Origin of the sequence: Nocardia rhizosphaerae (assembly GCF_042650365.1) — a bacterium.
Classification (GTDB): Bacteria; Actinomycetota; Actinomycetes; order Mycobacteriales; family Mycobacteriaceae; genus Nocardia; species Nocardia rhizosphaerae.
In genome coordinates this window covers 199,250-212,118 of the sequence record NZ_JBHSBA010000007.1, presented here as the reverse complement: position 1 = coordinate 212,118, position 12,869 = coordinate 199,250, and the positions used below count along the sequence as shown (strand labels likewise).

At 69.8% G+C, this 12,869-nt stretch carries 9 protein-coding genes; 6 read left to right on the top strand and 3 right to left on the bottom strand.

Annotated features, from left to right (window positions below):
* Positions 1 to 5: 5 nt before the first annotated feature.
* The 5 genes from ACFOW8_RS15775 (at position 6) to ACFOW8_RS15755 (ending at position 6,393) form a co-directional block, all read left to right on the top strand.
* A complete protein-coding gene (locus ACFOW8_RS15775; protein WP_378551373.1) occupies positions 6 to 1,415 on the top strand; it encodes a cytochrome P450 in 1,410 nt (469 codons plus the stop codon).
* A 140-nt stretch (positions 1,416 to 1,555) separates the two neighbouring features.
* Positions 1,556 to 2,095 carry a cupin domain-containing protein gene (locus ACFOW8_RS15770; protein ID WP_378551372.1) on the top strand — a complete coding sequence of 180 codons (540 nt, stop codon included), beginning with the start codon at positions 1,556 to 1,558 and terminating at the stop codon, positions 2,093 to 2,095.
* Between the two features lie 308 nt (positions 2,096 to 2,403).
* Complete coding sequence (locus ACFOW8_RS15765) at positions 2,404 to 3,843, top strand: amidase (protein WP_378551371.1); 1,440 nt, start codon at positions 2,404 to 2,406, stop codon at positions 3,841 to 3,843.
* Positions 3,844 to 3,937: 94 nt separating this feature from the next.
* Positions 3,938 to 4,975: an NAD(P)/FAD-dependent oxidoreductase gene (locus tag ACFOW8_RS15760; protein WP_378551370.1), complete on the top strand. Its 1,038-nt coding sequence runs from the start codon at positions 3,938 to 3,940 to the stop codon at positions 4,973 to 4,975.
* 113 nt (positions 4,976 to 5,088) lie between these two features.
* Positions 5,089 to 6,393 (top strand): wax ester/triacylglycerol synthase domain-containing protein, encoded by a 1,305-nt coding sequence (locus ACFOW8_RS15755; protein ID WP_378551369.1) that lies wholly within the window; start codon positions 5,089 to 5,091, stop codon positions 6,391 to 6,393.
* An 87-nt stretch (positions 6,394 to 6,480) separates the two neighbouring features.
* Here the strand turns inward: ACFOW8_RS15755 and ACFOW8_RS15750 are convergent, their stop codons facing one another.
* Both ACFOW8_RS15750 and ACFOW8_RS15745 read right to left on the bottom strand, forming a co-directional pair.
* Complete coding sequence (locus ACFOW8_RS15750; protein ID WP_378551368.1) at positions 6,481 to 8,055, bottom strand: GMC family oxidoreductase; 1,575 nt, start codon at positions 8,053 to 8,055, stop codon at positions 6,481 to 6,483.
* Positions 8,056 to 8,077: 22 nt separating this feature from the next.
* Positions 8,078 to 9,793 (bottom strand): aldehyde dehydrogenase family protein, encoded by a 1,716-nt coding sequence (locus ACFOW8_RS15745; protein WP_378551367.1) that lies wholly within the window; start codon positions 9,791 to 9,793, stop codon positions 8,078 to 8,080.
* Between the two features lie 286 nt (positions 9,794 to 10,079).
* On the opposite strand from ACFOW8_RS15745, the gene ACFOW8_RS15740 reads away from it, so the two are divergent.
* Entirely contained in the window at positions 10,080 to 11,267 is a 1,188-nt protein-coding gene (locus ACFOW8_RS15740; RefSeq protein WP_378551366.1) for a PucR family transcriptional regulator, read from the top strand.
* On the opposite strand, the gene ACFOW8_RS15735 is transcribed toward ACFOW8_RS15740, so the two are convergent.
* The gene (locus ACFOW8_RS15735; protein WP_378551365.1) at positions 11,238 to 12,803 is read right to left on the bottom strand and encodes an MFS transporter; all 1,566 of its coding nucleotides are present in this window, start codon (positions 12,801 to 12,803) and stop codon (positions 11,238 to 11,240) included. The two genes, ACFOW8_RS15740 and ACFOW8_RS15735, sit on opposite strands and share 30 nt — an antisense overlap.
* Between the last annotated feature and the right edge of the window lie 66 nt (positions 12,804 to 12,869).

The following is a 12,869-nucleotide window of genomic DNA, read 5'->3' as shown; positions in this document are numbered from 1 at the left end:
ACCCCATGGTCGACACCACCTCGGTGCCCCGCCGTGCCCTGCCCCACCCGAAGTTCCGGCTGCCGTGGTTCGGCGACCTGCTGACCACCGATCCGGTCAAACCTGTTCAGATGTCGTGGCGTGACGCGCGGAACCTCGGTGACATCTTCGAGCGCAGGATCATGGGTTGGCCGATGGTCGTCGTGTCGGGCACCGATCTGATCAACGAGGTCAACGACGAGAAGAACTGGACCAAACACGTCGGCGTGTTGTTCAAGAAGCTCCGGCCGATCGCTCGGGACGGTCTGTTCACGGCCTACAACCACGAGCCGAATTGGCACAAGGCGCACAATATCCTGGCACCGAGTTTCACGGCGCAGTCGATGCGCGGCTATCACGACACGATGTGCGGGGTCGCCGACGAACTGCTAGACCACTGGGGCGATCGGACCGGCGAGTGGATCGACATCGCCGAGGACATGAACCGCTTCACCTTGGAGGTGATCGCGCGCGCCGGTTTCGGTGGCTACGACTTCGAATCCTTCGGCCGGGATACCCCCCATCCCTTCGTCGCGGCGATGCTGCGCTCACTGCGCTACATCAACAGCTATGCCAATCTGCCGATGTTCCTGGAGAAGACAGTCGGGCGCAGGGCAGCCGCGCAGCACAAACTCGATATCGCCACCACCCAGCGGATCGTCGACGAGGTGATCGCGGCCCGCAAAGCCGGCGGCACCGTCGGCTCGCACGGCGACCTGCTCGATCGCATGCTCACCGTGGCCGATCCCGATACCGGCGAGCGGCTCTCCGATGCCAATATCCGGCACCAGATCTTTACGTTCCTCGTCGCGGGTCATGAGACCAGCGCCGGAATCCTCGCGTTCGCGCTCTACGAACTGGCGCGAAACCCGGACGCCGCGGCGAAGGTACGCGCCGAGATAGACCAGCGATTCCCGGGCCGCGACCGGCCTGACATCGCCTTCGAGGACGTGGCCAAGTTGCGTTCGGTCCGCCGCGTCGTCGACGAAACGCTCCGGCTCTGGCCGGTGGCGCCCGGGTACTTCCGCGAGGCGGTCACCGATGTCACGATCGGCGACGGGTACCACTTCAAGCCCGGCGAGTGGGTCTTCGTCCTCACGCTGCAGGCCCATCGCGACAAGAGAGCGTGGGGTGCGGACGCCGACCGGTTCGAGCCCGACCGCTGGCTCAGAACCAACCTCGCCGAGACCGACAACCGCCGCGTCTACAAACCCTTCGGGACCGGTCTGCGCGCCTGCATCGGCCGCCAATTCGCCTACCACGAGATCATGCTCGCGCTGACCTATCTCCTGCACCAGTTCGACTTCGAGCACGATCCCGGCTACGAGCTCGACATCGCCGAGCAGATCACCCTCAAGCCGCGAGGTTTCCGGCTCCGGGTGGCCCGTCGCGGGTAGTCGCCACCGCTCGACACGCTGGATTCGCCACCGTCGCCCGCGACCCGGCCGTCCACACAGCGGCAAACCACCGGCTCGGCCCGTCCCGAAAACGGCAAGGAAAGTTGCCGGTGGCACGTCGGCGCCGACACGCTCGACCCATGCGACCAGATGACAGCTTCCATGAACTGCCCGGCTCCAGCGAAGGAACGACAACAGCCGAGGAGCTACGGCTTCCCACAGTGTGCACGTCGACGGAAGGACTTCGCGTCGCTTCCGGCGGAATCGTGTACCGCTACCTGGCGACCGGGTCCGAGACCAATGGCAAGTACGCGTTGTTCGAGGCCACCTTGCGCCCCGGCGAAGGAGCGCCGTTCCATGTGCACAGCCGCGAGGAAGAGGGGTTCTTCGTCCTCGACGGCGAAGTCGCCTTCTACACCGAATCCGGCCGAGTCCCGGCCGTGGCCGGGACTTTCGTGAATGCCTCCACGGGTGTGGTTCGTGGGTTCCGCAACGAGACCGAGCGGGATGCTCGCATGCTGATCCTCGAGGCGCCGTCGGGCCTGGAGAAGATGTTCCTCGAGGACGGCATAGTCCTCGAGGATCCCGCACAGGAGGCGCCGCCCGGAGGTGGCGAATGCCCGATCCTCGCGGAAAGCTACGGAATCAGCGTCCTGCCCTATGATCTGCCGCCCAGGTGACAGTCCGGGCGGCCGATGATCAGGTGCCGCGACAGCACGAACCGTTGCCGCGCGCGCCTCGCTGACCACCTGTACGAACCGAGGGGCCGAGCCTCGCAGCCGACCGGCGGCTGCGAGGCTCGGCCCCTCGCCCCGTCCGGCAGTTTCTCCCTCGCGGCCCACCCGTCCCGGAAACGGCAAGCTTAATTGTCCTGCCCGGTCCTCCCCTGCACCATTCTCGCAAGCAACACCCGAAGGAGTTGCTCCACAAGCGAGTTCACGTCGGCCCCGCGGACGGAACGCGCACGGCGCGAGATGAGGCTCGAGAGATGAAGACACAACGCGTGCACACGTTCCGGGACGACGCACTCGGTCGACTGGATGCCTGTGGGGTCGCCGACCGCGTCGCCGCGGGCGAGGTCTCGGCGCAGGAGACCGTACGGGCAGCGATCGAACGAGCCCGAGAACTCGATCCGGTGGTGCACGGGCTCGCCTGCACGGACTTCGATCGCGCGCTGTCGGCCGGCGCGGCCTGCCGCGACGGCGCGTTCGCGGGAGTACCGACGGTGATCAAGGACAACACCGCGCTGGCAGGTCTGCCGATGCGATTCGGTCATTCGTCGTCCTCGCTCGCCAGTCCCACCGCCGACGGACGGTTCGTGGAGCAGATGCTGGATACGGGCATGGTCCCCATCGGGAAATCCCGCCTGCCCGAGTTCGCCTTCAACGTCACCACCGAGTACACGCTCGAGGAGCCGGTCCGGAATCCGTGGAACCTCGACTACTCCGCAGGCGGATCCTCGGGTGGTGCGGCGGCGCTGGTCGCGGCGGGTGTGGTGCCGATCGCCCACGCCACCGACGCCGGTGGATCCATCCGCATCCCGGCGGCGGCGTGCGGGCTGGTCGGACTCAAGCCGTCCCGCGGCAGGATCGTCCAGGATGTCGCGGAAAAGGTGATGCCGCACCGCATCGCCGTTCAAGGTGTACTCACCCGATCGATTCGCGACACCGCCCACCTGCTGTTCGAGGCCGAGCGTCGCCACCGAAACCCTCGGCTTCGCCCCATCCGGAAGGTGCTGGGGCCCAGCAGCACCCGGCTGGACATCGGCGTGCTGCTGCACTCGCCGACCGGAACGCCGATCGGCACCGAAACCCAGGATTCGGTCCGTGCCACCGCGGAGCTGCTGGAGTCGATGGGGCACCGGGTCACCGAGGCGAGGCTCCCGGTATCGCGGGACTACCTGCACGATTATCTGCGCTACATGGGTCTGCTGGTCACCGCGATCACCGCGGGCGCGATGACGAGGGGCGCCGCCGGACCCACCCCGCGTGACCTGGAGGCGACGACCCGTGGCCTCCGCGACGAGTACCTGCGCGCGGCGGCCCTGACCCCGTTGGTCCTCCATCGCCTTCGGCAGGTGCAGCACCGGTTCAGGTCCGTGTTCGACACGTTCGATGTGCTGCTCGCACCGGTAGTGGCGCACCCGACACCGGCACTCGGGCACCTGGCCCCCGGTCAATCCTACGAATCATGGCGCGAACGACTGGCCGCCTACGATTGTTTCGCGCCGCTGGACAATATCGCCGGCACGCCCGCTCTCGCGCTACCACTGCACCGGACGCGGTCCGGGCTTCCCCTGGCGGCGCACTTCTCCGCCGCGGTCGGCGACGAACGCACGCTGCTGGAGCTGGCCTTCGAGCTCGAACAGGCGGCACCGTGGGCAGGCATCGATGCCGAGTCACCGTCGACCACCACCCATTTCGCCTGACGGCATCGAAGAACGTCGCCCCGGACGCGCGCTGTCGTTGCGGAATCGGCAACGATAGTTGCCGCCGCCGCAGAACGATCGGCACTCTCTGGGTATGTCCTCACTCGAATACCAACCCACGGTCGTCGACACCATCGTCATCGGCGGCGGCGCGGCCGGATTGACCGCGGCGACGGTAATCGGTCGCGCACGCCGCGATGTCGTCGTCGTCGACAGCGGCCGTCCTCGCAATGCCCCGGCGGCACACATGCACGGCTTCCTGTCCCGCGACGGGATGGCACCGGCCGAGCTGCTGGCCACCGGCCGCGCGGAAGCCGCCCACTACGGAGTTCAGTTCGTCGACAGTGTGGTGAACTCGGTGCGCTGGCGCGGCGCCGAGGCCGGATTCACCGTCGAACTCGACGGCGGCACCGCCTTGCTCGCCGACACCATCCTGGTCAGCACCGGTCTCCACGACGAACTCCCGGAACTGCCCGGCATCCGCGAGCGCTGGGGCGCGGACATCTTCCACTGCCCCTACTGCCATGCCTACGAGGTCCGCGACCAACCCCTCGGCGTCCTGGTCAGCGGCAACCCGGCCATGTCGGTCCATCAAGCGCTGCTGCTGCGGCAATGGACCGGCGACGTCGTGTTGTTCGCCAACGGCAACGAACTCACCGACCGGCAACGCCGCGAACTCGCGGCCCGCGAAGTCGTGATCGATGACGGCACCGTGACATCGCTGGCCATCGCGGGCGACCGGCTCGCGGGAGTGGAACTCGCCGACGGCCGCTCCGTGCCGCGCGCCGCGCTCGTCGTCGCCCCGCGCTTCGTCCCGCACGACGCGCTGCTCACGCAGCTGGGTTGTGATGTCGCTCCCGGTGGCCTGGTCGCGGTCGACGCCGCAGGCCGCACCAGCGTCCCCGGCGTCTGGGCGGCGGGCAATGTGGTCGATCCCCGAGCCCAGGTCATCACCGCTGCCGGCGCGGGCTCGGCGGCGGCGATCGCCATCAACGGCTACCTCCTCGACCGGGACGTCGAGCGGGCGTTGTCGACCGCGGCGCGGCACCACGACACCCACCCGCCCTTCGACGCCGCCACCGAACGCAGGGTGCACGACGCCGTCGGTGCCGAATCCCGCCACGGCCTGTAGCTCGACGTCCGCCGACGGAAGTCCTCACCGGACGGGACCTGCGGCCCTGGCCTGTTCGCCCAGGGAGCGACGAGGCTCGGGTGATCGACCCGAAACGACGACAGAAGACGCCCATGCGCGGATCCCGACTCTCCCAGACCGACTTCCTCACCTGGCGGCTCCAGCGGAACCCGATCCTGCGGCCGACGATCGTCGCGGTGTTGCTGCTCGACGCCGCCCCCGATCGAGATCGTCTGGCCGCCGCGATCGAGCGCGGCACCCGCGCGGTGCCGGAGTTCCGCGGTCTGCTGGTCGGGGGACGTGCCGGTCTTCGCCCGCCACGCTGGGTGCCGGACCGGGCGTTCGACCTGGCCTGGCATGTGCGATGCGACGAGCAGGCTCGCCCGGTGGAGCTCACCTCGGTGCTCGAGTTCGCCGGCGTCGAGGCCATGACGGCGTTCGATCCCGGCCGTCCGCTGTGGCGAGCGCGGCTGCTCGCGAGCCGCGGTGGCGGGCGCGCCGCGCTGGTGCTGACGGTCCATCACTGCCTCACCGACGGTGTCGGCGGCATCCGGATGCTCGCGACGATGTGCGCGGAGGGCCGCGCGGGCACCGCACCCGCGCCGCCCGGCGAACGCCGCCACAACCCCGCGCCGAGCAGCGCCGCCCCGGCCCGTCCGCTCCGGTCGGTGCGCGGCGGTGCCGCCACGGTGGGCTCGCTGGCCCGGCTGGTGCGGCCGGCTGTCACGACGCTGTCACCGGTCATGACCGAACGTGGTGTCGGGCGCGCGCTCGCGGTGCTCGACATCCCCGCCGACCGGCTGCGGCACAGCGCGCACGCCGCCGGGTGCACGATGAACGACGCCTTCCTCACCGCGGTCCTGCTCGGTCTGGGCCGCTATCACCTCGGGCACGGCGCGTCCGTCGATCGGTTGCGGGTGACCATGCCGATCAGCTTGCGCGGCGCGGACGATCCGCTCGGCGGCAACCGGATCAGCTTGGCCCGCTTCGTCGTTCCACTGAATATCGCCGACCCGACGGCCCTGATGCGCGCGGTGGACACGGTGGTCGGCGCCCAGCGCAACGAACCGGCCATTCCGTTCTCCGGTGCCGTCGCCGCCGTGCTCAGCCGGGTCCCGGTCCCCCTGATCTCCGGCATGCTGGAACACATCGACTTCGTCGCCTCGGATGTTCCCGGCTCGCCGCTACCGCAATATCTCGCCGGCGCGCGGATCGAGCGACTGTACGCGTTCAGCCCGACCCTGGGCGCCTCGTTCAATGTCACCCTCACCACCCACGCCGGAACCTGCTGCATCGGCCTCAACGCCGACACCGCGGCGGTCCCCGACGTGCGCACGCTCAGTGATTGCGTCGCAGGGGGTTTCGATGCAGTCCTCAGCGGGGCAGTGCCGGCACCGGGAACCGAAGGACCCGGATGAGCCGCCTGGTGCCCGGCAGGCCCGGATGACCCACTCTCGGTGCCCGCCAGGTGAGCGCGGGCACCAGGGCCAGGTCGGTGCCGGGGCTCAGCGCAGCAGATCGGCCGCCTTCTCCCCGATGACCACCGATGGGGCGTGGGTGTGGCCGCGGATGATGGTCGGCATCACCGAGGCGTCGGCCACGCGCAGGCCCGCCACGCCGCGGACCTTCAGGTCGGGAGTGACGACGGCGGCGGGGTCGGTGCCCATCCGGCAGGTGCTGGTCGGGTGGTAGAGAGTGTGCGAGTGCCAGGTGAGGGCGTCGGCGAGGGTTTCCTCGATGGTCGGCTGTTCGCGTTTGGGTTGCAGGAAGTGCCCGATCCGGGCGCCGAGCGGTGCGGCGGTGACGATGCGGTGGGCGATGCGCAGACCGGCCAGTAGCGCGGCGCGGTCGGCGCCCTCGGGATCGGAGAGGTATCTGGGGTCGATCAGCGGCTTGGCGGTGGGGTCGGCGGAGGCGAGGGTGATCGTGCCGCGGCTGTGGGGTTGGAGCAGGATCGGGCCGAGCGCGATGCCGTGGCCGGGCGGGACGCCGATTCCCTCGTCGTAGAACGGGGCGGGGCCGAAGATGATCTCGAGATCCGGCAGTTCCAGTTCGGGCCTGCTGCGCACGAAGCCGTACGCCTCACCGACATTGGAGGTGAGCATGCCCTGGCGCCGGAGCAGATAGTTGAGCAGCTCGGTCGGCTTCTCGGCGGCGAACAGCGTGTCGCCGTCGACGGCGAAACCGAGCAGCGAGATCAGGTGGTCGGTGAGGTTGCGGCCTACCTCCGGCAGGTGGTGCACGACCGGAATGCCGTGGCGGCGCAACTCTTCCTGATCACCGATCCCGGACAGCTGCAGCAGCTGCGGACTGTTGATCGCCCCGCCACACAGCACCACCTCCGCACGGGCACGCACGGTGTGGGTGGTGCCGCCGGCCAGGTACTCGACACCGACGGCGCGGGTGCCGTCGAACAGCACCCTGGTGGCCTGCGCGCCGGTGAGCACGGTGAGATTCGACCGCGAACGCGCGGGCTTCAGGTAGGCGTCGGCGGTGCTCCAGCGCGCGCCTCTGCGCTGGCACACCATGGTCTGCGAGAACCCTTCGGGTTCGGGCAGATTGGCGCGCTCACGTTTGAACCCGGCGTGTTCGGCCGCCGCGAGGAAGTCCTCGGTCCAGCGGCGGGCGCTGCGCTGATGCGAGATCCGCAGCGGCCCGGACCGGCCCTCGTCCGGCTCGGCCGCGTCCTCGACCGATTCGATACGGCGGAAGTACTCGACCATGTTCGCGAACGACCAGCCGTCCCCGGCCGCGCGGGCCCAGGCGTCGTAGTCGGCGGCGAAACCGCGTACCCACATCATGGCGTTCATCGACGAGGATCCACCCAGCATCTTGCCGCGTGGCCAGAAGATCTGGCGGTCGCCGAGTTCGGGTTGCGGGGTGGTGAGGTAGTTCCAGTCGAGGTCGGTCTGGAACAGCTTCGAGAACGCCGCCGGGATGTGCACGGCCTGGTTCTTGTCCTCTGGACCGGCTTCCAGCGCGATGACGCTGGTGCCGGAACGCTCGCTCAGCCGCGCGGCCAGCACGGCGCCCGCCGAGCCGGTGCCGACGACGACGTAATCGGCGATGGTGTCGTTCATCGAAATCTCCTGGGTTTCGGGTTCAGCCGCGCAGAGCCGAGGCGAAGATCGCGGGCAGCCGCAGCCAGCCGGGGTCGGCGCCGAAGCCGGCCAGCAGCCTGCCGGTGTTCGCGGCGGTCTTGTTGCCGACGAACCACGGTGGCTTCGGGGAGAGGGCGAACTCGCCGTGCAACAGCGCGCGCGGTGCCGGACGGAACGGGCCGCGCACCACCGTGCGTTCCACCCGGTCGATCAGCCAGGCGTTGTGCACCACGCCGATGCCGCTCTGCACATCGGCGATGGTGTGGCCGGGGTAGGCACCCCACGCGGCGGTGGGTGTGAGGTAGCCGACGCCGGTCCAGGCGTTGATCGCCACCGTGCCGTAGCGCAGGTTCTCGACCAGCTCGTCGAAGGCCGAGCCGAGTTCGGTGATCGTGGCGGGCGCGGCGATGATATTGACGCCGAGTGTCCCGGCGAACGCCTCGTTGGCGGTGGTGGCCGCGGCGGCGGTGAACTCCGCGCCGGTTCCCGGCAGCTCCACCACACCGAGGACCGGCGCGAAGGACTCCTCGGCGAGCAGCGGTTCGGCGGGCGATGGCGTGATCCCGGTGATCAGCAACCGTTCGCCGGTCGGCCCGAGGCGTTCGGCGCGCGGATAGGCCTCGGCGGCCTGCGCCACCCGATCGTCGCTGCCCGGGTAGTAGGCGTGGCGGGCGGGCGCCTGTGCGAGTGCGGCGCGTAGGGCCGCGAGGAACTCGTCCTTCTGCGCCCAGTCGGCGGCGACGATCACGGCCTGCGCGGCGACGCAGTTGTAGCCGCCGTTGTGCAGGCGCTGGGTCGCGACGTGCTCGGCCTGGAAGGCGATGTCGGCCGCGCTCCACTGTCCGGGCAGCACGATCGTCGGCGAGACACCGCCCAGTTCGCTGGTGACCGGCTTGGTCAGCTTCGGTGTTCCAGCCAGTTTGCGTTCGGCCGCCGTGGCGCCGGTGCCCCAGACGATCGCGTCGTGGGTGCGGGCGCTTCCGGTCATGTGCACGTGGTCGACGGAGTTGTGCTCGACCAGATAGCCACCAACCTCGGCGCCGCCGGTGAGCAGTCGCACCGCGCCGACCTCGACCAGCGGGGCCAGAATGTCGGCCAGCACCGGCAGGAGCGGATCGGTGATCGGATTGAGTTTGAGCGCCACGACCCGGTTGTGGGCGATCAGTTCGTAGAGCACGTCCAGTGGGGCGATCGAGGTGATGTTGCCCGCGCCGAGCACCGCGCCGACTCCGTTGGTCCGGCTCGGTTCCCGTTGAGCCAGTCCGGCATTCGCCTTCGCCGCGGCGGGGCTGACGCCGCGGCGTAGCCACACTTCGGCGCTGAACCCGTTGAGCAGCAACATGTCGAACGGGCTCGTCGGCAGCACATCGACGGTCACCCGGTCGCCCGCGCGACCGAATCGCGCCTTGTCGAGCGGACTTTCGCCGCGCTCGAGCACCTCGAGGGTGGCCGACAGCGCACCGAGTCCGGCGGCGAAAACGTAGGGGCCGGACAGCCATTCCTCACCGATCAGCGGCGACGACGGCGCGAGCCCCTTGATCCCGGCGGCGGCGTCCACCCACCGCTGTGCGTGCCGTCCGGTCAGCGCGCGCACCTGGTCGAGCAGGGCGCGCCGCCCGGACAGCGGGATGGCCGCCCACCTGCGCTCGCCCTCGACGAGCTCGGCCAATGCGACGTCGACCGCGGTCTGCGCGGACGGGGCCTTCTTGGTCACCACGTTCGATCCTCCACAACTGTCCGGACTGGCGACGCCGGAACCACGGGCGTCCACCTCGATTCTGTCGCGCAGGTCACACCGGGCACCATGTGCGCGGGTTGTGGATTGACCCGGGGCGTCGTTGTGCTCGAGCACAAAGCAGCTTCGCTCGCGCGATCAGCAGCACCGTCGAACCTGCGTCAACACCCCTGCTTCCGCAGCCTATGGAGACAACCCAGGAATCAGCAATGTGTCCGCGCACAACCTAAGGGTGGCGTGGCTCACGTCCAGGATCTACGCTGTGGTGGTGACCGCCCGGCCGACGACAACCACCTCGACGCCTGCCGAACCGACAGCGGGCCTGCTCGACGTGGTCGAGGCGCTGACCACCGAACTGGTCGCCCGCATCACCGACGCGGACCGCTCCTACGCCGATCCGGGGCTGCTCACCGCCGACGAGCTGCACCGGGCGTGCCTGGCCAATCTCACCGCGATCATCAGCGCCCTCGCCGACGGGGGGTCACCCCGGCTCCAGCCCGCGCGGGCGGTCGGACGGCTCAAAGCCGAACGCGGCGTGCCGATCGCCGCGCTGCTGCACGCCTTCCGGCTCGGCGGACGACTGCTCTGGGAGGAGCTCACCGCACGGTCGAGCGGCCCCGGTGACCCGCGGCTGCACGCGCTCGCCACCGGACTGTGGGAACTCATCGACACGTTCTCCGATGCGGCGGTAGAGTCCTATCGCGAGACCGAGGTCCTGCTCGCCCAGGTCGACGCGCAAGCCCAGAATCGTTTGATCCGTACGCTTTTCGACGATCACGCCGACAATCCCGTCCGCACGCTGACCGCCTTGCGCCTGCTCGGGCTGCCCGAATCCGGCACCTTCACCGTGGTCTCGATCGAGCCCACCGAACCCGGCACGACGCTGCCGAGCACCCTGACCGGCGGCCTGCTCGATCTCGGCGCCAGGTCGGTGTGGGATTCCCAGATCGACTCACACACCGGGCTCCTGTCCGCGGCGGACCCGGCGGCACTCGAACGAGCCGCCGCCGAGCTCACCGGCCTCGTCGACGGCCGGATCGGCCTGAGCACGCCCTTCACCGGACCCGCCGCCATCCCTGGCGCGCTCACCGAGGCCAGGCTGGCCGCCCGCAGCGCGCGCCCCGGCACCCGCACGACGATCCGTTTCGGGAGCCAGCCGCTCGCCCACCTGCTCGTGACCGTGCCCGAGGCCGCCCAGCGTGCCACCCGGCAGATCCTCGGCCCCGTGCTCCGGCTGCCCACACCCGAACGCGCGGACCTGCTCGCGGCCCTCGACGCGTGGTACCACTGCCACGGATCCACCGCAGCGGCCGCGGCGGAACTGCACTGCCACCGCAATACCGTGCGCTACCGGCTACGTAAGATCCGCGACCTCACCGGCCGCGACACCGCCGACCCGGTACAGTCCGCCGAATTGCACCTGGCCCTACGCGCGGTCACCCTGCTCGACCACTGAGGTCCGGTCCGCGCCGGAGCGCACGACCAGCACGGCGGTCACGGCCAAGACGACAGCACCGAGACCGGCGTAGGCCAGCATCCCGGCACCGATCGCCTGGTGCACGGTCGCCGAGACCGTGGCATCGGTGACCGAGAGCCTGTCGGCGAAAGCGACCCCCTCATGGATGCCGGCCCGCAGCGCCGCACCGACCGAATCGTCGAGTGTGTCCGGCAGATGCGTCGACAGCCGATGCCGGTACGCGAGGATGCCGACGACCCCCGCCGCCGCGATGCCGAGGGCGGCGCCCAGCTCACCGCCGACCTCCTGCGCGGACGCGGCCGACCCGGTCTTCTCCTCTGGCGCGCTCGCGATGATCAGATCGCTCACCAGGGCACCCGCCAGTCCCTGACCGAGCCCGACGAGGGCGATCGTCGCGACGACGAACGGCAGCGGCGCCTGCGCGCCCGCCAGGACGGCCAGCACGAGCGCGAAGGCCGCGGCGACCGCGATTCCGCCCGCGACCACCCTGGCCGGGTGCCACCGGCGGGCCAGTCCGGGCGCCGACATCGCACCGGCGACGTTCAGCAGAATGTAGGGCAGGGTCCACAAGCCGGCCACGAGCGGTGAGAGCCCACCGACCAGCATCAGGTACTGCGTGAACAGGTAGAACATCCCTGTCACCGCGACGCCTATGAGCAGCAGGGTCAGCAGCGCGACACGCACCGGACGGTGGCCGAGGAGCCGCAGGTCGAACAGCGGCTCCGGGATGCGCGCCTGGCGCCGCGCGAACAGCGCGAGCACACCGAGGCCGAGCAGCACGCACAGCACCGGCGGCCAGGCCGCGCCACCGTCCGCGGCGTGACCGGCGGCCAGGTCCTGCAATCCGTAGACGATCACCAGCATGCCCGCCACCGACAGCGCGACGCTGATCGGATCGATGCGCAGCCGATTGCGTTCCACCCGTTCCGGCAGCACCCACCGACCGGCGACGACCAGCAGGACCAACGGGGGGACATTGACGAGGAACACCGCGCCCCACCAGAAGTACTCCAACAGCAGACCGCCGAGTACCGGGCCGACGGCACCACCGACGGTGAAGGCGCTGAAGGCGATCGCGATGGCCATCCGGCGCTGGGTGTCGTCGCGGAACATGGTGCGCAGCAACGAGAACAGTGCGGGCATCAGGGTCGCGCCGACGATGCCGAGCGCCGCCCTGGCGAGGATCAGGCCGGTGGCCGAGGTCGAGAAGGCAGCCACCGCGGACAGCAGCGCGAATCCGGCCGACCCGAACAGCAACAGCGTTCGCGGGCCGATGCGGTCGCTGAGACGTCCCGCGGTGACCAGGAATCCGGCGATCAGGAAGCCGTAGACGTGGGTGATCCACAGCGTCTGGGAGGCGCTGGGGTGCAGGTCGGCGCTGATGGCGGGCAGAGCGAAGAACAGCACGGTCAGGTCGGTGGCGAGCGCGAGCATCGGCAGCAGGAGCAGGCCGAGCCCCAGCCACTCGCGGACGGTCGCCCTTGGGATGGTTTCAGTCGGTGTGGCGGTATCCACGATGACTCCCGAGATTCGTTACAGCCTGTCACGTTATGCGAGATCGAGCGTAGCAGCTGCAGTTAC

Coding starts and splice junctions, on each gene's coding strand:
- ACFOW8_RS15775 (WP_378551373.1), top strand. CDS start 6: ATGGTCGACACCACCTCGGTGCCCCGCCGTGCCCTGCCCCACCCGAAG.
- ACFOW8_RS15770 (WP_378551372.1), top strand. CDS start 1,556: ATGCGACCAGATGACAGCTTCCATGAACTGCCCGGCTCCAGCGAAGGA.
- ACFOW8_RS15765 (WP_378551371.1), top strand. CDS start 2,404: ATGAAGACACAACGCGTGCACACGTTCCGGGACGACGCACTCGGTCGA.
- ACFOW8_RS15760 (WP_378551370.1), top strand. CDS start 3,938: ATGTCCTCACTCGAATACCAACCCACGGTCGTCGACACCATCGTCATC.
- ACFOW8_RS15755 (WP_378551369.1), top strand. CDS start 5,089: ATGCGCGGATCCCGACTCTCCCAGACCGACTTCCTCACCTGGCGGCTC.
- ACFOW8_RS15750 (WP_378551368.1), bottom strand. CDS start 8,055: ATGAACGACACCATCGCCGATTACGTCGTCGTCGGCACCGGCTCGGCG.